This window comes from Nocardioides sp., from assembly GCF_025965415.1.
Classification (GTDB): domain Bacteria; phylum Actinomycetota; class Actinomycetes; order Propionibacteriales; family Nocardioidaceae; genus Nocardioides.
Genome location: NZ_JAOPWY010000060.1, coordinates 1 through 19,712 on the forward strand (window position 1 = coordinate 1; position 19,712 = coordinate 19,712).

At 72.4% G+C, this 19,712-nt stretch carries 17 protein-coding genes and 1 tRNA gene; 5 read left to right on the top strand and 13 right to left on the bottom strand.

Translation table 11 applies throughout. The features are described from left to right. The 4 genes from JWN97_RS06740 to ispF form a co-directional block, all read right to left on the bottom strand. Positions 1–351 (bottom strand): biotin/lipoyl-containing protein (locus tag JWN97_RS06740; RefSeq protein ID WP_297620324.1); only part of this gene is annotated, 351 nt, incomplete at its 3' end. Then, positions 351–1,370, bottom strand: a complete 1,020-nt coding sequence (locus tag JWN97_RS06745) for an alpha-ketoacid dehydrogenase subunit beta (RefSeq protein ID WP_297620326.1) — start codon at positions 1,368–1,370, stop codon at positions 351–353. The genes JWN97_RS06740 and JWN97_RS06745, both read right to left, overlap by 1 nt. Before the next feature lie 13 nt (positions 1,371–1,383). Next, entirely contained in the window at positions 1,384–2,361 is a 978-nt protein-coding gene (locus tag JWN97_RS06750) for a thiamine pyrophosphate-dependent dehydrogenase E1 component subunit alpha (protein ID WP_297620329.1), read from the bottom strand. Positions 2,362–2,574: 213 nt separating this feature from the next. After that, positions 2,575–3,072, bottom strand: a complete 498-nt coding sequence (gene ispF, locus JWN97_RS06755) for a 2-C-methyl-D-erythritol 2,4-cyclodiphosphate synthase (protein WP_297620332.1) — start codon at positions 3,070–3,072, stop codon at positions 2,575–2,577. Between the two features lie 37 nt (positions 3,073–3,109). On the opposite strand from ispF, the gene JWN97_RS06760 reads away from it, so the two are divergent. Continuing rightward, positions 3,110–4,627, top strand: a complete 1,518-nt coding sequence (locus JWN97_RS06760) for a molybdopterin-dependent oxidoreductase (RefSeq protein ID WP_297620335.1) — start codon at positions 3,110–3,112, stop codon at positions 4,625–4,627. Positions 4,628–4,639: 12 nt separating this feature from the next. On the opposite strand, the gene JWN97_RS06765 is transcribed toward JWN97_RS06760, so the two are convergent. After that, positions 4,640–5,851, bottom strand: a complete 1,212-nt coding sequence (locus JWN97_RS06765; RefSeq protein WP_297620338.1) for a peptidase C39 family protein — start codon at positions 5,849–5,851, stop codon at positions 4,640–4,642. A gap of 112 nt (positions 5,852–5,963) precedes the next feature. Between JWN97_RS06765 and cysS the strand changes: the two genes are divergently transcribed. From cysS to JWN97_RS06780, 3 genes are read left to right on the top strand one after another with little or no spacing between them, the layout of a single operon-like run. Then, on the top strand, positions 5,964–7,364 hold the full coding sequence (gene cysS / locus JWN97_RS06770) for a cysteine--tRNA ligase (RefSeq protein WP_297620341.1): 1,401 nt from the start codon (positions 5,964–5,966) through the stop codon (positions 7,362–7,364). Between the two features lies 1 nt (position 7,365). Next, positions 7,366–8,328, top strand: coding sequence for a 23S rRNA (guanosine(2251)-2'-O)-methyltransferase RlmB (gene rlmB / locus JWN97_RS06775; RefSeq protein ID WP_297620344.1), 963 nt, complete (start codon positions 7,366–7,368; stop codon positions 8,326–8,328). Between the two features lie 10 nt (positions 8,329–8,338). After that, entirely contained in the window at positions 8,339–9,847 is a 1,509-nt protein-coding gene (locus JWN97_RS06780) for a metallophosphoesterase (protein WP_297620347.1), read from the top strand. Here JWN97_RS06780 and JWN97_RS06785 read toward each other — a convergent pair. Together JWN97_RS06785 and JWN97_RS06790 are read right to left on the bottom strand one after the other, a co-directional pair. Next, positions 9,831–11,039, bottom strand: coding sequence for a DUF4032 domain-containing protein (locus JWN97_RS06785; RefSeq protein WP_297620350.1), 1,209 nt, complete (start codon positions 11,037–11,039; stop codon positions 9,831–9,833). The two genes, JWN97_RS06780 and JWN97_RS06785, sit on opposite strands and share 17 nt — an antisense overlap. Positions 11,040–11,144: 105 nt before the next feature. Then, positions 11,145–12,974, bottom strand: a complete 1,830-nt coding sequence (locus tag JWN97_RS06790) for a glycoside hydrolase family 13 protein (protein WP_297620353.1) — start codon at positions 12,972–12,974, stop codon at positions 11,145–11,147. Positions 12,975–13,035: 61 nt separating this feature from the next. On the opposite strand from JWN97_RS06790, the gene JWN97_RS06795 reads away from it, so the two are divergent. After that, a tRNA-Thr gene (locus JWN97_RS06795) sits at positions 13,036–13,111 on the top strand. Between the two features lie 58 nt (positions 13,112–13,169). On the opposite strand, the gene pdxY is transcribed toward JWN97_RS06795, so the two are convergent. The 6 genes from pdxY to JWN97_RS06825 all read right to left on the bottom strand — a co-directional run bounded on the left by pdxY (position 13,170) and on the right by JWN97_RS06825 (position 19,652). Further along, entirely contained in the window at positions 13,170–14,033 is an 864-nt protein-coding gene (gene pdxY / locus JWN97_RS06800) for a pyridoxal kinase PdxY (RefSeq protein ID WP_297620356.1), read from the bottom strand. A gap of 9 nt (positions 14,034–14,042) precedes the next feature. Next, positions 14,043–14,816: a class III extradiol ring-cleavage dioxygenase gene (locus JWN97_RS06805; RefSeq protein WP_297620359.1), complete on the bottom strand. Its 774-nt coding sequence runs from the start codon at positions 14,814–14,816 to the stop codon at positions 14,043–14,045. Positions 14,817–14,838: 22 nt separating this feature from the next. Continuing rightward, complete coding sequence (locus JWN97_RS06810) at positions 14,839–15,534, bottom strand: uracil-DNA glycosylase (protein WP_297620362.1); 696 nt, start codon at positions 15,532–15,534, stop codon at positions 14,839–14,841. Beyond that, on the bottom strand, positions 15,531–16,961 hold the full coding sequence (locus tag JWN97_RS06815; protein ID WP_297620365.1) for an aminotransferase class V-fold PLP-dependent enzyme: 1,431 nt from the start codon (positions 16,959–16,961) through the stop codon (positions 15,531–15,533). Before JWN97_RS06815 ends, JWN97_RS06810 begins: the two co-directional genes overlap by 4 nt. Before the next feature lie 67 nt (positions 16,962–17,028). Next, the gene (locus JWN97_RS06820) at positions 17,029–18,378 is read right to left on the bottom strand and encodes an MFS transporter (RefSeq protein WP_297620368.1); all 1,350 of its coding nucleotides are present in this window, start codon (positions 18,376–18,378) and stop codon (positions 17,029–17,031) included. Beyond that, on the bottom strand, positions 18,375–19,652 hold the full coding sequence (locus tag JWN97_RS06825) for an alpha/beta fold hydrolase (RefSeq protein ID WP_297620371.1): 1,278 nt from the start codon (positions 19,650–19,652) through the stop codon (positions 18,375–18,377). Before JWN97_RS06825 ends, JWN97_RS06820 begins: the two co-directional genes overlap by 4 nt. Positions 19,653–19,712 lie beyond the last annotated feature (60 nt).

Here is a 19,712-nt window from a genome sequence, read left to right on the forward strand (position 1 = left end):
GGGTTGCGGGTCGGGCTGCGGCGCGGGCTCGGGCTCGGTCGGGAGGTCCGCGACCGGACCGGCGTCGGTGGCCGCCGGCGCGGTCAGCAGGTCGCCGAAGCCACCACCGTCGTCCTCGCCCTCGACCCAGCCGATCGGCTCGCCGACCGCGACCGTCCCGGACTCGACCACGATCTCGACCAGGGTGCCGGAAACCGTGCTCTCGACTTCCATGTCGACCTTGTCGGTCATCACCTCGCAGACCACGTCACCGTTGGCGACCTCGTCGCCCACCTTGACCATCCACGTGGAGACCTCGCCCTCGGTCATGGTCATCGACATCTTGGGCATCCGGATCGCCAGGCGTGCCATCAGGACTCCTTCATCAGCGTGGTGGCTGCCTCGACGATGTCCTCCACCTGCGGCACCGACGCGCGCTCGAGCTGGGGGGCGTAGGGGATCGGGGCGTCGAGCCCGCTGAGGCGTCGTACGGGCGCCAGCAGGCGGTAGATGGTGGGGGACTCCGCGATCCGCGCGGAGAGCTCGGCGGTGAAGCCGACGTGACCGGGCGCCTCCTGCACGAGCAGGGCGCGGCCGGTGCGGGAGACGTCATCGTGGATCGGGGCGTCGTCGAGCGGGGTGAGGGTGCGGGGATCGATGACCGAGATGTCGATGCCGTCCTGCGCCAGGATCTCGGCGGCCTCGAGGGAGCGCGAGACCATCACACCGGTGGCGACCACCGTGAGGTGCTCGCCACGGCGGTGCACCGCACTCTTGCCCAGCGGGACCCGCACGGCCTCCTCCGGCACGGGGCCGGAGGTCCGGTAGAGCAGCTTGTGCTCCAGCACGATGACCGGGTTGGGGTCGTCGATCGCGGAGAGCAAGAGGCCCTTGGCGTCGGCCGCGGTCGCCGGCATGACGACCTTGAGACCGGGCACGTGGGCGAACCACGCCTCGAGGCTCTGCGAGTGCTGGGCGGCCGCACCGGTGCCCGAGCCCAGGGGCGCACGCAGCACCATCGGCACCGACATCGCGCCGCCGAGCATGTAGTGGATCTTGGCGGCCTGGTTGACGATCTGGTCCATCGCCTGGTTGGTGAAGTCGGAGAACTGGATCTCCACGATCGGCCGCATCCCGGCGAGGGCGGCACCGACGGCGGCGCCCACGATCCCGAGCTCGGAGATCGGGGTGTCGCGGATCCGGTCGCCGCCGAAGCGGTGGTAGAGGTCGCCGCTGACGCCGAAGGCGCCGCCGTAGACGCCGATGTCCTCGCCGAGCATGAAGACGCGGTCGTCGGCCTCCATGGCCTGGCCGATCGCCTCGCGCACGGCCTCGGAGTAGGTGATGACGCGGTCGGTCGCGGGCCCGGTCTCGGTCGCTGCTGTGGTCACGGTGTGCTCCTGTTCAGGCTCGCGCGAAGACCGCGTCGAGGAGGTCGGTCGGATCGGCGTCCGGGGCGGCGTTGGCCCGGCGTACGGCGTCGCGCATCTGCTCCATCGCCTGGGTGCGGATCGCCTGCACCTCCTCGTCGGACAGCAGGCCGGACTCCTTGACCTTCGCCTCGAAGCGGAGGATCGGGTCCTGGCTGCGCCACTCGGCGATCTCCTCCTTGGTGCGGTAGAGGTTCTTGTCGGACTTGCTGTGGCCCTTCCACCGGTAGGTGAGGTTCTCGACCAGCGTCGGACCCTCACCGGCCCGCGCGCGGGCGACCGCGGTGCTGACCGCGTCGTGCACCGCGTCGAGGTCGTTGCCGTCGACGGTGACGCCCGGGATGCCGTAGCCGGCCGCGCGCTCGGAGATGTTCTCGATGGCCATCGACTTCTCCGTGGAGAACGACATGCCGTACTTGTTGTTCTCGCAGATGAAGACGACGGGCAGCTTCCAGATCGCGGCGAGGTTGACCGCCTCGTGGAACGCGCCCTCGTTGGCGGCGCCGTCACCGAAGAAGCACGCGACGACGCGGTCCTCGCCGCGCATCTGGTAGGCCAGCGCGGCGCCGGCGGCGATCGGGATCCCCCCGGCGACGATCCCGTTGGCGCCGAGGTTGCCGGTGGCGGCGTCGGCGATGTGCATCGAGCCGCCGCGCCCACGGCAGTAGCCGGTCTCCTTGGCGAGAAGCTCGGCCATCATCCGCGTCAGGTCGGCGCCCTTGGCGATGCAGTGACCGTGGCCGCGGTGGGTCGAGGTGATCGCGTCGTCGGCTCGCAGGGCCAGGCACACGCCGGTGGCCGACGCCTCCTGCCCGATGCAGAGGTGCATGGTGCCGTGCATCAGCCCGCGGGCGAAGAGGTCGTCGACGGCCTCCTCGAAGCGCCGGATGGTCCACATGGTCAGCAGCGCGTGTCGCGCGGTCTCGCGGTCGGTCCCTGGGGCGGTGCTCATCGCGTCTCCTCTGCACATATGTGCGTGTGATCGTCACGTATGACCAGAGAGTAGGTGACCCACGTCACGCAGCACAAGGGGGCAGGGCGGATCGCCTCACCATCTGGGACGCGAGCCGGGCATGGCGAGCTCGCCCGGCGACCCCTGGGTCGGGGTCACGGCAGGCGTGCGCCCGCGGGCGCCGGTGGCGCTGCGCGGGGAGTGGGGGCGGGCCTAGCGGAGGACCAGCGCCGTGGCGATCGCGGCGACACCCTCGCCGCGACCGGTCAGGCCGAGCCCGTCGGTCGTGGTGGCCGAGACGCTGACCGGAGCGCCCACGGCGGCCGAGAGCGCGGTCGCGGCCTCCTCGCGGCGGGTGCCGAGGCGGGGGACGTTGCCGATCACCTGGACCGCGACGTTGCCGATCTCCCAGCCCGCGGCGCGCACCCGTCGGGCGGTCTCGGCGAGCAGGGTGGCGCCGGACGCGCCCGCCCACTCGGGCTCCGAGGTGCCGAAGTTGGTGCCGAGGTCGCCCAGCCCGGTGGCCGAGAAGAGCGCGTCGCAGGCGGCGTGCGCGGCCACGTCGGCGTCGGAGTGACCCTCCAGCCCGGCCGGCTCGTCCGGCCACGCCAGCCCGGCCAGGTGCATCGGGACACCCTCCACCAGGCGGTGCACGTCGGTGCCGATGCCGATGCGGGGCACGCCGACGTCTCCGGGCTGCAAGGACTTCACGTCGGCATCATGCCCGAGGGCTTGCCACAATGGCTTCGTGACCACACGCCGTACGCCCTGGGTGCTGGCCGGAGTCCTCGCAGGTCTCTCCGGACTGGCGACCAGCTATGCGACTGCGGGCGTCCTCACCATCCGGGAGGCGCCGGTCGTCGCGGTGGCCGAGCAGGTCATCAAGCTCACCCCGGGCGCCGCCGCCGAGCGCGCGATCTCGATCCTGGGCCACTACGACAAGCCCGCCCTGGTGACGGGCATCCTCGTCCTCCTCCTCGCCTGCTTCGCCGCGGCCGGCCTGCTGGCCCGCGGCGGCTGGTGGCGGCCGATGCTGGTGTGGATCGCGCTCGCGGGACTGGGCCTGGCGTCGGTCGTGACCCAGCGCAACGCCGGACTGGTCGACGCGCTGCCGGTGCTCGTCGGGCTGGTCACCTGGATCACCGTGCACTCCGCCCTGACCGACGCGCTCTTCCGCGAGCAGCGCCGACCCGAGCTGGCGTCGCGGGAGCGCCGCGTCTTCCTCATGGTCGCCGGCGCGGTCTCGGTGGCATCGGTCGGCATCGCCGTCGCGGGCCGGTTCGTCGGTGCGGGACGCCGCCACGTCGAGGTGAGCCGGCGGCTGCTCCGCATCCCCGGCGTCACCCGCCGACAGGCGCCCGCCGCCACCTCGCTCGGGCTGCGGGGGACCGCGCCGTGGCAGACCCCCAACGAGGACTTCTACCGGATCGACACCACCATCGCGTTGCCGACGATCGAGCCCGAGGAGTGGTCGCTGCGCATCCACGGTCTCGTCGACCGCGAGCTGACCCTGACCTACTCCGACCTGGTCGCCCGCCGGATGACGGAGTCGTGGATCACCCTCAACTGCGTGAGCAACGAGGTCGGCGGCGGCCTGATCGGCAACGCGCGATGGAGCGGCATCCGGATCGCCGACCTGCTCGCCGACCTCGGCGTCAGCGCCGACGCCGACTGCGTGCTGCAGACCTCGCACGACGGGTGGTTCTGCGCGACGCCGCTGGAGACCCTCACCGACGACCGCGACGCGATGCTGGCGGTCGCGATGAACGGTCGCCCGCTGCCCATCGAGCACGGCTTCCCTGTGCGCACGATCGTGCCGGGTCTCTACGGCTACGTCTCGGCCACCAAGTGGGTCGTCGACTACGAGGTGACCACCTTCGACCAGGCGGTCGGCTACTGGACCACCAAGGGCTGGTCGGCCGAGGGGCCGGTCAAGATCGCCTCCCGCATCGACGTGCCCCGCTCGGGTGACGACGTCTCCGCTGGGGCGGTGTCCTTCGGTGGCGTGGCGTGGCGCCAGCACACCGGCATCGCGGCAGTGGAGGTGCAGGTCGATGGCAACGAGTGGGAGCGCGCCGAGCTCGGCGAGGTGCCGTCGGTCGACACCTGGGTGCAGTGGGCGGTCACGCTCGACCTGACCGAGGGGGACCACGAGGTGCGCGTGAGGGCGATCGGCAAGGACGGCGAGACCCAGACGAGCGTCGTCGCCAGTCCCGACCCCGACGGCTCGACCGGGCTGCACACGATCGAGGTCAGCGCCTCCTGACCCAGCGGCCCGTCAGCTGTTGCGGATGACGTACGCCGTCCCGCCGGAGGCCGCGATCCAGATCCGCTCGAACTGCGCGCGGTCGTAGACGCGGCGCACCTCGGCGTCGGTGGCACCCGCGGGGTCGTTGACGACCACGTCGCCGTCGGCCTCGAAGCCGACGACGACCAGCAGGTGCCCGTTGCTCGCCGAGATCGGCGCGCCGGTGAGCTGGTTGCGACCGAAGGCGACGGAGACGACCAGCGGCACGCCGGCGGCGATGTAGTCCTCGGCCTCGCGCAGGTCGCGCATCCGGGTGACGTAGGAGTCGCCGGCGACCAGCGTCGCCGCGTAGGCGGTGTTGAAGGCCCAGTTGCCGGTGCCGTCGTAGCCGTGGTCGTAGACCATCTTGGCGGTGTGGTCGACGACCGCGTCGACGTGGCCAGGGGTGATTCCGGTCGGGGTGGGGGAGATGCCGTAGTAGCCGAGGACCATGGCCGTCGAGGACGCCGAGCACCACGCCTCGCCGCCGCCACCCCACTGCGGGTAGTGCCCGCTGTGCACCATCTGGGAGTACGCCGGGACCGGCAGCACGGTGCCCACGCCGGGACCGGGCTGCGAGGTGGCTCTCGGCGTCGAGGTGTCGGCCGAGGCCACGGCGCCGACGCGCTCGAGGCTGACGCCGAGGCTCGAGCCCCTCGGCCGCAGCAGCGTCACGCGGACCTGCCAGGAGGAGATCGACGTGGCGGCGTACCAGGTGTCGACGCTGACCCGGCCCAGGTCGTCGGGCTGTCCGGAGTAGGTGGTGCGCGGCACCGGGCGGCCGGTGCGCGACCAGTCCGCGACGGTGTCCCAGGTGCCGGTCGCGCCGTCGGCCGCCCGGGCGCGGACCTCGACGCGGACCATGCTCCTGCCCGGGGTGGTGGCCTCCCACGTCGGGATCAGCGAGGTGGCGCCGAACCCGGGCGTGGCCCAGGGGGAGGTCCAGGTGCCACCCTCGTAGGCGCGACCGGCGACGGTGCGGGGCCTGGCGGCCAGGATCGACACCTGCCCGCGGCCCAGCTTGAGGCCCTGGCGGCGGCCGGCCTTGAGGTCGGCGTACGTGCTCCACGAGGTGAGCGCGACCTGCGGGGTGGCGCGCGTGCGGGCCTGGGGCTGCGTCGCGGACGCGCTCCCGGGGACCGTCAGGGCGCTGCTCAGCAGCAGGGGGAGGGCCAGGGCGAGGGCGGCGGGGCGTCGGAGCACCGCACGACGATAACCCCGGCATGCCCCATGCGTCCCAGGAGTCACACACCCGGGTGCTCGGGCGGGCGACAGCGAATCGGGCCGGGAGCGTCGCCGCCCCTAGACTCGGCGGGTGACTCTGAGGCTCCATGACACTGCGACGCGCGAGACCCGCGACTTCGTCCCCCTGGTGGCGGGCAAGGCGGGAATCTACGTCTGTGGGCTCACGGTGCAGTCGGAGCCGCACGTCGGGCACGTGCGCTCCGCGGTGAACTTCGACGTGCTGCGGCGCTGGCTCGCCGTGAGCGGCTACGACGTCGACTTCATCCGCAACGTCACCGACATCGACGACAAGATCCTCGCCAAGTCCGCGGAGCAGGGCGTGCACTGGTACGCCCTGGCAGCCGCGATGAAGCGCGAGCTCGACTCCGCCCTGGCCGCCATCAACGTCCTGCCGCCCACCTACGAGCCGGGCGCCACCGGCCACGTCCCCGAGATCGTCGAGCTCGTCGAGCAGCTCATCGCGCGCGGGCACGCCTACGCGGCCGAGGACGGCAGCGGCGACGTCTACTTCGACGTGCGCAGCTGGGCGTCGTACGGCGAGCTGACGCGCCAGCGCATCGAGGACATGGAGCCGGCGGGCGACGCCGACCCCCGCGGCAAGCGCGACCCCCGCGACTTCGCGCTCTGGAAGGGCCACAAGAAGGAGAGCGAGCCCGCCACCGCGGCCTGGCCCTCCCCGTGGGGCCCCGGACGCCCCGGGTGGCACATCGAGTGCTCGGCGATGGCCGGCAAGTACCTCGGCCCCGCCTTCGACATCCACGGCGGTGGCGTCGACCTGCGCTTCCCGCACCACGAGAACGAGCAGGCCCAGTCGCGCGCCGCCGGGCGCCCCTTCGCGTCCTACTGGCTGCACAACGCCTGGATCACCACGGCCGGGGAGAAGATGAGCAAGTCGCTCGGCAACTCCCTGCTGATCCCCGAGGTGCTCAAGCGGGTGCGCGGGATCGAGCTGCGCTACTACATGGTGGCGGCGCACTACCGCAGCCACGTGGAGTTCTCCTTCGAGGCCCTGGACGAGGCCGCCAAGGGCTTCCGCCGGATCGAGGACTTCCTGGACCGGGCCGCGCCGGTCGTCGGCACCTGGTTCGCCGCGCTGCCCGACACCTTCGTGGCGGCGATGGACGACGACCTGGGCACGCCCGCCGCGGTCGCCGTCATCCACGACTCCGTCCGCGAGGGCAACCGGCTCCTGGCCGACGGCGCGTCCGACGCGCTCAGCCAGAAGTTCGGCGAAGTGGTCGCCATGCTCGACGTGCTCGGGCTCAACCCGGCCGACGCGGCCTGGGCGACTCGCGGCTCCGACGACACGCTCACCGCGGTCGTCGACGCCCTCGTGCAGGGACTCCTCGCCGAGCGGACCGCCGCGCGCGAGGCCAAGGACTGGGCCCGCGCCGACGCCATCCGGGACCGGATCGCGGCAGCAGGCATCGAGGTCGAGGACACCCCGACCGGACCGAAGTGGAGCGTGTGACGTGGCAGGCAACAGCAAGCGCAAGGGCGCCATCAAGAAGACCGGCAAGGGCAACCCCACGGCCGGCTCGGGTGGTCGCGTGCGCCGGGGCCTCGAGGGCCGGGGGCCGACGCCCAAGGCCAAGGACCGTCCCTACCACCAGGCCCACAAGGACGCCGTGAAGTCGGAGCGCGCCAAGGCCAAGCAGGGCACCCGACGGCGTACGTCGTCCGATGCCGAGTGGGCCGCGGGTCGCAACTCGGTCGTCGAGCTGCTGCGCGGCGGCGTTCCCGTCACCGCGATCTACGTCGCGGAGGGAGCCGAGCGCGACAACCGGCTGCGCGAGGCCTTCAAGCTCGCCGCCGAGCAGGGCGTGCGGCTCCTCGAGGTCACCCGCAACGAGATGGACCGGATGACCAGCGGAGCCGTGCACCAGGGCCTCGCGGCCCGCCTGCCGGCCTACGACTACGCCCACGCCGACGACCTGCTCGACCGGGCCGACGAGGCCAAGGAGCCGGCCCTGATCGTGGCGCTCGACTCCGTCACCGACCCCCGCAACCTCGGCGCGATCGTGCGCTCGGCGGCGGGCTTCGGCGCGCACGGGGTCGTCATCCCCGAGCGTCGGGCCGCCGGCATGACCGCCTCGGCCTGGAAGACGAGCGCCGGCGCGGCCGCGCGGCTGCCCATCGCGCAGACCGTCAACCTGACCCGCCAGCTCAAGGCCTACCAGGAGGCGGGCTGCATGGTCGTCGGCCTGGCCGCCGACGGTGACATCTCGCTGCCCGAGCTGATCGCCCCGGGCGGGCTGGCCGAGGGGCCGCTCGTCGTGGTCGTCGGGTCGGAGGGCAAGGGCCTGGGCCGGCTGATCGCGGAGACCTGCGACCAGATCGTCTCGATCCCGATGGCGGGCCAGCTGGAGTCGCTCAACGCCGGTGTGGCGGCCTCGGTCGCCCTCTACTCGATCTCGCAGGCCCGCCTGACATGAGACCCGCCGGATGAGCCGGTCGCGGCGCGTGCTGGTCGGGGTCACCCTGGCCGGGCTGAGCGCGGTCCTCGGGCTCGCGGTGGCGGCGTCGCTCTTCCTCAACAGCAGCCGCACGGTGGTGCTGGTGGGCCACGACACCGTCGTACGACCGACCATGGCGCGCGACGCGCTGATCCAGACGGGGCCGCTGCTGCCGGACTTCCGCTTCCGCGACATCGGGCCGGTCGGGGTGACGCTGACCCTCGGCAAGACGGAGGTCGGCTCGGTCGACGAGCTCGTCGAGCGCTACGCCTTCATCGCGGGCGACCCGACCGCCCAGGTCGACAAGGTGCAGGGCGTCGTCGTCGACATGGCGGTGGCCGCCGCGGTCCGCGGACTCGGTGTCGGCCTGCTGCCGGTCGCGGTCTTCCTGCTGCTCGGGCGCCACCGGCGCGGCCAGCTCTTCCGCGGACTCCGCACCCGCCAGGGTCTGCTCGCCCTCGTGCTGCTGCTGACGCTGCCGGTCCTGATCTGGCAGCCGTGGCAGTCGCCCGAGGAGACCCAGGAGGAGCAGGGCGAGTGGCAGACCCTCGCCGACTTCGTCGGCCCCGAGGTCACCCTGCCCGACGAGGTGCGCGACATCGAGATCCGGACCGGTCCGGTGACCACCGAGAGCAAGCGGCTCGTGCTCAGCGCGGTCGACACCTACGACAAGAGCAAGGCGTTCTACTCCACCGCGGCCGACGGCGCCGTCGACCTCGACCTCAGGGAGCCGCAGGAGGGCGAGACGGTCGCGCTGGTGGTGAGCGACCGCCACGACAACATCGGCATGGACCGGGTCGCTCGAGCCATCGGCGAGGCGGCCGGCGCCACGGTCGTGCTCGACGCGGGCGACGACACCTCCACGGGGCAGCCGTGGGAGGCGTTCAGCCTCGACTCGCTGGCCGGCGCCTTCGACGACTGGGAGCGCTTCGGTGTGGCCGGCAACCACGACCACGGCACCTTCGTCAGCTCCTACCTCGCCGACCTCGGCTGGACGATGCTCGACGGCGAGGTCGTCGACGCACCCTGGGGCGGCACCCTGCTGGGGGTCGACGACCCGCGCAGCAGCGGGCTGGGCAGCTGGCGCGACGAGTCCGGCCTCAGCTTCACCGAGGTCGGCGAACGGCTGGCCGACGCGGCCTGCGCGGCCGCGGCGGACGGCGACCGGGTGAGCACGGTGCTGGTCCACGACGCCAACCTGGGCCGCGAGGCGCTCGGCCGCGGCTGCGTCGACCTCGTGGTGGGCGGGCACACGCACGTCCAGGCAGGTCCCGACGCTGTCGCGGGCGAGGACGGGGCGACCGGCTACACCTGGACCAACGGCACGACCGGCGGGGCGGCGTACGCCATCGCGCTGGGCAGCAAGCCGCGCCGCGACGCGGACGTCAGCCTCGTGACGTACGCCGACGGGCGGCCGGTCGGCCTCCAGTGGGTGCGGCTGCGCACCGACGGTTCGTGGCTGGTCGGGGAGTGGGAGCCGGTCACTCCTGCCCCGTGATCGCCTCGTCCGGCTTGGCGGTCAGGAACCGGTCGATGTAGTCGCGCGCGGTCTCGTGGATGCCGACCTCGTAGCCGGCCTGCTCGGAGAGGTACCACCGGTGCTCGAGGATCTCGTGGAAGATCTCGGCCGGCTCCAGCTTGCGCGTCGCGTCGGGCGGGATCATCGCCATGATCGGCTCGAAGATCTTGTGCATCCACTTGCTCGCCACCAGGTGCCGGTCCTCGCGGCCCAGGTCGTAGTGGGCGGTGAAGGACGCCAGGTCGTTGAGCAGGCGCCGGGCCTGGTTGTCCTCGACCGTCATGCCGGTGAGGGCCTGGATCTCGCGGGTGTGGTGGCCGAGGTCCACGACCTTGGGCTGGATCCGGATGGTGTCACCGTCGAGGTCGGTGACGATGTCGAGCTCGTCGACGTCGAAGCCGAGGTCGTTGAGCCGCTCCACGCGCCGCTCGATGCGCCACATCTCGTCGGCGCCGAACTCCTCGAGCCCGGTCAGCTCGCTCCACAGCGCCTCGTAGCGCGTGCGCAGGTGCTCGATGATCGCGAACCCGTCGATCGGCTGCTGGACGGCGCCGCTGGCGCTGAGGTCCATCAGCTCGGCGAAGATGTTCTCGCAGCCGACGGTGATGTCGTAGTCGCGCATCCGGTCGCTGACCTCCTCGTGGAGCTCACCGGTCTCGGCGTCGACGAGGTAGGCCGCGAACTCGCCGGCGTTGCGGCGGAAGAGCACGTTGGAGAGCGACACGTCGCCCCAGAAGAAGCCGGCCAGGTGCAGCCGCACGAGCAGCACGACGATCGCGTCGATGAGAGTCGGCACGTGCTCGGCGGTCATCCCGCGGCTGAAGAGGCTGCGGTAGGGGAGCGAGAACTGGAGGTGACGCGTGATCAGCGCCGCGGGCAGCTCGTCGCCGTCGGTGTCCTCGCGACCGGTGACGACGCCCTGCGGGACGACCGCCGGCATGCCGAGCCGCTGCAGGTCGCGCAGCATCCGGTACTCGCGGAACGCGATGTCGTCCTGGGTCTCCTTGACGGCGTAGACCCGGTCGCCGAGCCGGACGATGCGCACGACGTGACGCGACAGTCCGCGCGGCAGCGGCACGACGATGTCGTCGGACCACTCCTCGAGCGGGGTGTCCCACGGCAGTCCGAGGATGGCGGGGTCAGGCCGGCTGGCGACGATCCGCATGGACATACGGCGACACTAGTCGTGCACGAGGCACGAGTGCATGGCATGGAGGTGTCGGGTTGAGCGAGGCCGCGACCGAGCTCGCGAGGCGTGACGCCGTGTCGAAACCAGCTACTCGCTGCCGAGCTCCCACACGTCGAACCGCGGTCCGTCCGAGGCGGGGACCTCCGCGCCGTCGCGCGCCACGACGAGGTCGGCGCCGCCGGGCTCGGACCCGAAGAGGTGCCGGCCGGCCCCCACGGGCAGGTCGAACGCACCTCCAGCCGCCCGGCGGGCCACCACGAGCACCGACTCCTCGGGGTGCTCGCGCACGAAGGCGATCGTGTCGGCGTCGACGTGGGCCCAGCGCAGGCCGCCCCGCCGCAGCGCCGGGTGGGCGCGACGCAGCCGGGCCAGGTCGGCGTACGTCGTGAGGGTGGCGCGGTCCCACTCCTCGCGCCGGTCCCACGGCATGGTGCGGCGCGAGTCCTCGCCGTTGACGCCCTCGAGACCGATCTCGTCGCCGGCGAAGATCATCGGGATGCCGGGCAGGGCGAACTGCAGGCCGGCCGCCACGCGGTGCACCGCTGCGTCGCCGCCGACGACGGTGCGGATCCGGGCGGAGTCGTGCGAGCCGAGGATGTTCCAGCTCGACGACGTCGCCCGCCAGCCGAGGGTGCCCTGCCACGCGCGGAAGGTGTCGACCACGGCCTCGCCGTCGCGGCGGGGCACCGGGACGGGGCGACCGAAGGCTCGGGCCGGGGAGGAGGGGTCGCGCAGCCACGACCACACCGGCCAGGAGAAGCCGGAGTAGTTCATCGTGCCGTGCCAGCCGTCGCCGTCCACGTCGCCGGTCGCGTCGTGGTTGTGCTCGCCGATGACCCAGGGGTCCTCGCGCAGCTCGGCGGCGGTGGCCCGCACGGCGCGCGCGACCTCGTGCGCGACGTCGATCTCGCCCAGCCGGCCGGTCATGTTGGCGACGTCGATGCGCCAGCCGTCGACGTCGTACGGCGGTCGCAGCCAGCGCCCGACCACCGAATCGGGACCCTCGACCATCGCGTGCCGCACGTCGCGGTCGGCGTGGTTGATCTTGGGCAACGTGCCGTGGCCCATCCAGCAGGCGTAGGTGCCGTCGTCGTTGAAGGAGTAGAACGACCGGTGCGGGTCGTCGGGGTCGTCGACGGCGGAGAGGAACCACTCGTGGGTGTCGCCGGTGTGGTTGGTGGTCAGGTCGCCGAGGATCCGCCAGCCGCGCTCGTGCACCGCGGCACTCAGGCGGGCGTACGCCTCGTCGCCGCCGAGCAGCGGGTCGACCTCGGTGAAGGTGGTGGCGTTGTAGCGGTGGTTGCTCTCGCCCGGGAAGACGGGCGTCGTGTAGACGACGTCGGCGCCGACCTCGGCGACGTGGTCGAGGTGCTCGGTGATGCCGTCGAGGTCACCGCCGAAGAGCTGCATCGGCGTCCGCGGGTCGTGGCCCTCGAAGGCCACCTCGTCGTCCCACTCGGCCGCCAGCGCCCAGTCGGGCACCGGTCGGTCGTCGGCTGCGGCCGAGCGCGCGAAGCGGTCGGGGAAGACCTGGTAGACGACGGCGTCGCGTCCCCAGTCGGGTGCGGCCGGGTGCGCGGCGAGCCGGAAGTCGGCGGAGTCGGGCACGTCGTGGCCGACCAGGCCGGCGCCGGTGAGCCACTCCTGCGCCTCGCCCCGCACGAGCAGGAAGCGGTAGCCCGTCACCGGGTTGTGCACCGGCAGCCGCGCCTCCCACCAGACCGTGTCGCCCTCGGTGGAGGACGTCGTCGGGTGGAAGACCGGCTCGGCGTCGTACGTCGTCCGCAGCCAGATCGCGTCGACCGGGTCCGCGGCCCGGGTGCGCACCCGGACGGTCACGGTGTCGCCCAGCGCGGGTGCCTCGGCTGAGACGTGCAACGGGGAGCCGTCGTGGTGCGGGAGGTGGAGGAGGCTCACGGGTGCCATCCTCTCAGCCCGAGAGCGCTGACTAGGATTGCCGCCGCGTCCCCGGACGCACGCCGGTGTAGCTCAGTTGGTAGAGCGCTTCTCTTGTAAAGAAGATGTCGCGGGTTCGACTCCTGTCACCGGCTCCAGGCCGACGAGATCGTGGAACTCTGGTGCTGACATCCAGCACCGAAGTTCCACGATCCCTCAGCGGACCTGCTCGACCTCGAACTCGCACGCCGGCGCCGCGATGGCGTCCTGGGCGGCGACCAGCCGCAGCTCGCGCTCCCCGGAGTCGAGGGTCTGCTTGAGCACGGCGTAGACGGACGAGGCCGTCCGGGCGAGGGCATCGGCGGGCGAGCCGGTCTCGTGGAGGTGCGCGGTGAAGAGCGCGGCGGTGATGTCTCCCGACCCGTTGGCCTTCATCGGCAGCCGCGGCGTGGTGACCAGCCAGGCGCCGTCCGCGGTCACCGCCAGCATCTCGATGACGTCCTCGGGGGCACCGGCGCGGATCACCGACGTCACCAGCACGGTGGCCGGACCGAGGGCGCGGACCTCGTCGGCCGCGGACAGGATGTCCTCGAGGGACGACTCGCCGCTGAGAGCCTCGCGGTCGGTGATGAAGCCGAGCTCGAACTGGTTGGGCGTCAGCACGTCGGCGATCGGGATGACGGTGGAGCGGTACTTCGGCGGGATCGCCGGGTTGACGAAGCAGCCCGAGGTCGCGTTGCCCATGACCGGGTCACAGGTGTACGTCGCCGCCGGGTTGGCCGCCTTCACCTGCGCGACCGCGTCGGCGATGACGTCGGCGATCTCCGGCGAGCCCTGGTAGCCCGACAGCACGGCGTCGCACGACGCGAAGGCCCCGCGCTCGCCGATCCCGGTGATGACCGCGGCGACGTCCTCGGCGGGGATCAGCGGTCCGCGCCACGCGCCGTACCCCGTGTGGTTGGAGAAGTTGACCGTGAGCACGGGCCACACCTCGTGGCCGAGGCGCTGGAGCGGGAAGACGGCCGCGGAGTTGCCGACGTGGCCGTAGGCGACGTGGGACTGGATCGAGAGGACGCGCACGGATCGAGACTAGGCCACTTGCAGCGAGCGCTTGGAGAGCCCCATCCAGTAGCCGTCGATGACCTGGGTGCCCGGGGCGTCGGCGGCCGTCGCCGCACCGAGGGTGACGAAGAGCGGCGTGTAGTGCTCGACGGTCGGGTGGGCGTACGGCATGCCCGGCGCCTTGGACCGGTAGTCGGCCAGCAGGTCGACGTCACCGCGAGCGAGCGCGTCGGCGGCCCACAGGTCGAAGTCCTTCGACCAGCCGGGCGCCTCCGCCTCGATCCGGAACTCCTTGAGGAACGGCAGCCCGTGCGTGAGGAAACCCGACCCGATGATCAGCACGCCCTCCTCGCGCAGCGGGCGCAGGCGCTCGCCGAGCTTCATCAGGCGGTGCGGGTCGTCCGTGGGCAACGACATCTGCAGCACCGGGATGTCGGCCTGCGGGTACATGATCTTGAGCGGCACCCACGCGCCGTGGTCGAGGCCGCGCGTCGCGTGCTGGTGGACCGGCTCGCCGTCGGGCATCATCGCCGCGACCCGCTGGGCCAGGGCCGTGGCGTCGGGCGTCTCGTAGGTCATCTGGTAGTACTTCGGCGCGAACCCGCCGAAGTCGTAGACCAGCGGCGCGCGGCTCGCGGAAAGGCTCACCGGCGCGGACTCCCAGTGAGCGCTCACGATGAGGATCGCCTTCGGGCGCGGCAGGTCGCGGGCCCAGGCGGACAGCTGCCCCGACCAGATCGGGTCGTCGAGCAGTGGCGGCGCACCGTGGCCGATGTAGAGGGCAGGCATCGATGTGGTCATGACATCCCCAATAGTACAGAATTCAATTATATTCCGGAAGGGTCCAGTCCACCGGCGGCGCGCCCTGCTCCTCGAGCAGCCGGTTGACCCGGCTGAAGGGCTTCGAGCCGAAGAACCCCCGGCGGGCACTCAGCGGGGACGGGTGCGCGGACTCGACCCACGGTATCGGCCCCAGCAGGGGCTTGAGCGACTGCGCGTGCCGACCCCACAGGATCGCCGCTGCCGGGCCGCCCCGCTCGGCGAGCGCCACGATCGCGCGCTCGGTGATCGCCTCCCAGCCCTTGCCCTGGTGGCTGTTGGAGTCGCCCGGGCGGACCGTGAGCGACCGGTTGAGGAGCATCACCCCCTGGTCGGCCCACGCGGACAGGTCGCCGTGGCGCGGCGGCACGACCCCGAGGTCGTCGCGCAGCTCGACGTAGATGTTGACCAGGCTCGGCGGCAGCGGCCACACGTGCCGCTCGACCGCGAAGCTCAGCCCGATCGGGTGCGTCGGGTTGGGGTAGGGGTCCTGTCCCACGACCAGGACACGTACGTCGGCCAGCGGGCGCCGGAACGCCCGGAGGACCAGGTCGCCGGCCGGCTGATAGCCGCGGCCGGCCGCCACCTCCTCGCGGAGGAAACGACCCATCGCGGCGATCCGGTCGTCGACCGGCGCGAGCGCCTCGGCCCAGTCCGGCGCGACAAGACCCTTCTCGACCAGTCCTTCCAGCGCGCTCATGCGCGACGCACCGGTCGCTGCAGTCGGTCGAGGAACGCCTTGAGCAGCGCCTCGCGCATCGCAGGGGAGGCCACGTCGAGCATCGCGTTGACCTCGGCCATGCGGGTCGGCAGCTCGAGGTCGCCCTCGGTCGACGCGCCGACCAGGCCGGAGGCCGCGAGCAGGCCGTCGAAGTCGTCGTCGGTCAGCGCCGCCGGGTCGAGCGCCTCGATGAAGGCGACCACGCCGGCATCCACGGCGACGGGACCGGCCGCCACCGCTGCGGCGACCGACTCCGACAGGGCGGAGGCGAACTCCTCCACGTGGGCGAGGGTCCCGGCGCTCACCGAGAGGTGGATGCTGGGGCCGTCGTCACCGAAGGACAGCTGCGGCTGGACGTACCACCCGCGGGAGACGAGCTCGTCCGTCAGGGTGAACGGGTCCAGGGTGTCGTCCGTGGCCAGGGTGACCAGGGTCGAGTCGGGCGCCACGACCAGCCGCAGGGCCGGCTCACACCCGATGCACGCGACGATCGCGTCGACGGCCGCGAAGGCGCGGTCGGCGAGCTCGACGTAGCCGTCGTCGCCGATGTGCTCCACCACGGCCCAGGTGCCGGCGATCGGTCCGCCCGACCGGGTGGACTGCGTGGTCGCGTTGAGCATCGTGTAGCCCGGCCACGCGGCCGACGCGAAGAACTGGGGGCCGCGGAGCCCGGCGTCGCGGTGCAGCAGGAGCGAGGTGCCCTTGGGGGCGTAGGCGTACTTGTGGGTGTCGACCGAGATCGACGTGACCCCGTCGACGGCGAACGTCCACGGCACCACCGCGCGCCCCAGCCGGGCGGCGTACGGCAGCACCCAGCCACCGATGCACGCGTCGACGTGGCAGCGGACCCCGCGGGCGGCCGCCGCGGCGGCGATCTCGGTCACCGGGTCCACCACCCCGTGGGCGTACGACGGCGCGCTGGCGACCACCAGCACGGTGTCGTCGTCGATCGCGGCGGCCATCGCGCCGGCGTCGGCGCGGAAGTCGGGACCGACCGGCACCAGGACCGCCTCGACGCCGAAGTAGTGCGCGGCCTTGTGGAACGCGGCGTGGGCCGTGGCGGGCAGCACCATGCGCGGCCGCGCGACGTCGGGCCGGCTGTCCCGCGCGCCCTGCACGGCCAGCAGGATCGACTCGGTGCCTCCCGAGGTCACTGTGCCGACGGCCCCCTCGGGAGCGTCGAGCAGGCCGCAGGCGAAGCCGACGAGCTCGTTCTCCATCTGGAGCAGCGACGGGAACGCCGTCGGGTCGAGGGCGTTGGACGCGGCGTAGGCGGCCACGGCCTCGCGGGCGATCCGGTCGATCTCGGGGTCGCCGGAGTCGTAGACGTAGGCCAGTGTGCGGCCGCCGTGCACCGGGAGGTCGGCCCCCTGCAGTGCCTTGAGCCGGTCGAGGGGAGAACTCATGCGCGTACTCGCTTCGCTCCGTGTGCGCATGAGGCACATGGCGGGCGGTGTTGAATGGCTCGCTCGCTCACCGAAGGGCTCCTTCCGCTGCCGCCACCTCGGCGGCGTCGAGGGTGTACTGCCGCAGCCACCAGAGGCTGAGCAGGGTCAGGGCTGCGGGGAGGACAGAGAAGCCGAGGGTGATCGCGGTGAGGGCGGAGTCCGGCTGGGTGATCTCGCGACCCTCGCTGGAGAGGTAGCCGCCGAGCGCGAGCACGACCGCGAAGACCGCGGGACCCATCGCCAGCCCGAGGGTCTCGCCGGCCGTCCAGACGCCGGTGTAGACGCCGGCCCGGTTCTCCCCGGTGCGGGCGGAGTCGACCGCCGCCGCGTCGGGGAGCATCGCCATCGGGAAGACCTGGCACCCGGCGTAGCCCACGCCGACCAGCGCGGTGGCGGCGAAGACCACGGCCGGTGGAGCGACCCTGGCCGTGGCTGCCAGGAGGGCGCCGGCCGCGAGCACGAGCGAGGCGATCGCATAGCCGCGGCGCTTGCCGATCCGGGTGCCGACCGAGGTCCACACCGGTGTGAGGAGCAGCGCCGGCCCGACGAAGCAGACGAAGAGGATGGTGGCCGCCCCCGAGCTGTCGAGCACCTCGCCGGCCAGGTAGTCGACGCCCGCGAGCATGCAGCCCGTGGCGAGCGCCTGGAGGAGGAACGTCGTCAGCAGCACCCGGAAGTCGCGGGCCTGCGCGACGATCCGCAGCTGCTCGCGCAGCGACCCGGCGCCGGCGGCCACGGCGCCGATCGGTGCGTGCCGGGTGCCCCACCACGCGCCAACCACGCCGACGACGATGAGGACCGCCATGACGACGCCCATCACGCGGTAGCCGTCGCGTCCGCCGACGGCGTCGCGGATCACCGGGGCGGTCGCGCCCGCGAGCATGATCGTGAAGGCCAGGATCGCGACCCGCCACGTCATCAACCGGGTGCGCTCGTCGTACGACGCCGTGATCTCGGCCGGCATCGCGACGTAGGGCACCTGGAAGAACGCGTACGCCGACGCCGCCAGCACGAAGAACACCAGCACCCAGCCGGCCTCCAACGCCGAGCTCCCCAGGTCGGGGGCCGCGAAGATCAGCGCGAACGCGCCCGCCAGCATCAGGCCGGCGCGGATCAGCCACGGCCTGCGCGGTCCGGCCGGGTCGACGGTGCGGTCGCTGACGCGGCCCGCGATCGGGTTGAGGACCACGTCCCACGCCTTCGGTGCGAAGACGATCACGCCGGCCCACAGCGCGGCGATGCCGAGCTCGTCGGTGAGGTAGGGGAGCAGCATCAGGCCGGGCACGGTGCCGAAGGCGCCCGTCGCGACCGAGCCGCTGCCGTAGCCGATCCGCACGCCGCGCGGCAGTCGCGCGGCCCCGGTCGTGGTCGTCACCGCTGGCCCAGCGCCCGCGAGCCCGCCGAGCCGTAGCGCCGCGAGGGGTTGGAGCCGATGGTGCCGGGCGAGGCAGCCTTCGTGGCCGGCGCCTTCTTCGCCGGTGCCTTCTTGCTGGCGGTCTTCTTCGCGGGAGCCTTCTTCGCGGGAGCCTTCTTGCTGGGAGCCTTCTTCGCGGGGGCCTTCGTCGCGGGCGCCGCCACCAGGCCCACCGACCACTCGGTCACCCACTCGTCGGTGACCTGCCACGTCGTGCCGCGTGCCGCGCGACCGGTGATCATGCCGAGGTGCCCACCGGGCACGACCTCGAAGCGGACCTCGCGCGAGCCGCTCAGCAGGGGCACCACGGCCCGCACCGCCGGCAGCGGCGCGATGCCGTCGGTGTTGCCCGCGAAGACCAGGACCGGCACGGTGATGGCGGCGAGGTCGATGGTGCGGTCGCCGAGCTCCATGCGGCCGCGGGCGAGCGAGTTGCCCTTGACGAAGCGGTGGTAGAGCTGGCCGAAGGTGCGGCCCGGGTAGGCGGTCATGCTGGACATGAACCTGGTGACCGCCTCCATCTGTGCGAGGTAGTCGGTGTCGTCGAGGTGGGTGAGCACCGCCAGCGGCTTGGTCAGCACCTTCTGTGCGGACGCGGCCGTGAAGGCCCAGTTGACCAGCGGGGTCGGTACGCCGCCCAGCGCGCGGTAGATCCGGGTGATGGCCCCCGTGCCCTGCGTCAGGTTGAGCAGCGGCCGCACCGGCGCCACCAGCGGCACCTTGGTCACGTCGACGGGGGAGCCGACGATCGTCAGCGACGCGATCGGCAGGTCCTGGCGGTCGGCGGCGACGAGGAGGGCGAAGATGCCGCCCAGGCTCCAGCCGACCAGGTGCACGCCCCGGCCCCCCGAGTGCTCGTGGACGGTCCTGATCGCCTCGGGGAGGACCTCGTCGACCCAGTGCTCCATCCCGAGCGTGCGGTTCTTGAACGACACCTGTCCGTACTCCACCAGGTAGGTCGGACGGCCCTGCGTCACGAGGTGCTCGACGAGGGAGCAGCCACGGCGCAGGTCGAAGCAGAGGGCGGGCGCCGCGAGCGGCGTGACCAGCAGGACCGGGTCGCCGGTCTCGGCGACCTCGCGGTCGGGACGGTAGTGGTAGACCTCCCGCAGCTCCCCGTCGTCGATCAGGGTGCGGGGCATCGGCCGCAGGTCGGCCAGCCCGCCGTAGAGCAGGGTGTGCGCGACGTTTCCCGCCGCGGCGATCACCTGGTCGGGCTTGGGGATCAGGTCCATGCGAGAAATCTACGGCCCGGGTGCATCCAGTGGTGGGTCTCGTCCGGAGATAGGGGATGA

Bases quoted from the DNA above. Each gene is read 5' to 3' on its own strand.
- JWN97_RS06780 (WP_297620347.1), top strand. From the start codon at position 8,339: ATGAGCCGGTCGCGGCGCGTGCTGGTCGGGGTCACCCTGGCCGGGCTG.
- JWN97_RS06815 (WP_297620365.1), bottom strand. From the start codon at position 16,961: ATGAGTTCTCCCCTCGACCGGCTCAAGGCACTGCAGGGGGCCGACCTC.
- JWN97_RS06750 (WP_297620329.1), bottom strand. From the start codon at position 2,361: ATGAGCACCGCCCCAGGGACCGACCGCGAGACCGCGCGACACGCGCTG.
- JWN97_RS06805 (WP_297620359.1), bottom strand. From the start codon at position 14,816: ATGACCACATCGATGCCTGCCCTCTACATCGGCCACGGTGCGCCGCCA.
- JWN97_RS06825 (WP_297620371.1), bottom strand. From the start codon at position 19,652: ATGGACCTGATCCCCAAGCCCGACCAGGTGATCGCCGCGGCGGGAAAC.
- JWN97_RS06785 (WP_297620350.1), bottom strand. From the start codon at position 11,039: ATGTCCATGCGGATCGTCGCCAGCCGGCCTGACCCCGCCATCCTCGGA.
- JWN97_RS06810 (WP_297620362.1), bottom strand. From the start codon at position 15,534: ATGAGCGCGCTGGAAGGACTGGTCGAGAAGGGTCTTGTCGCGCCGGAC.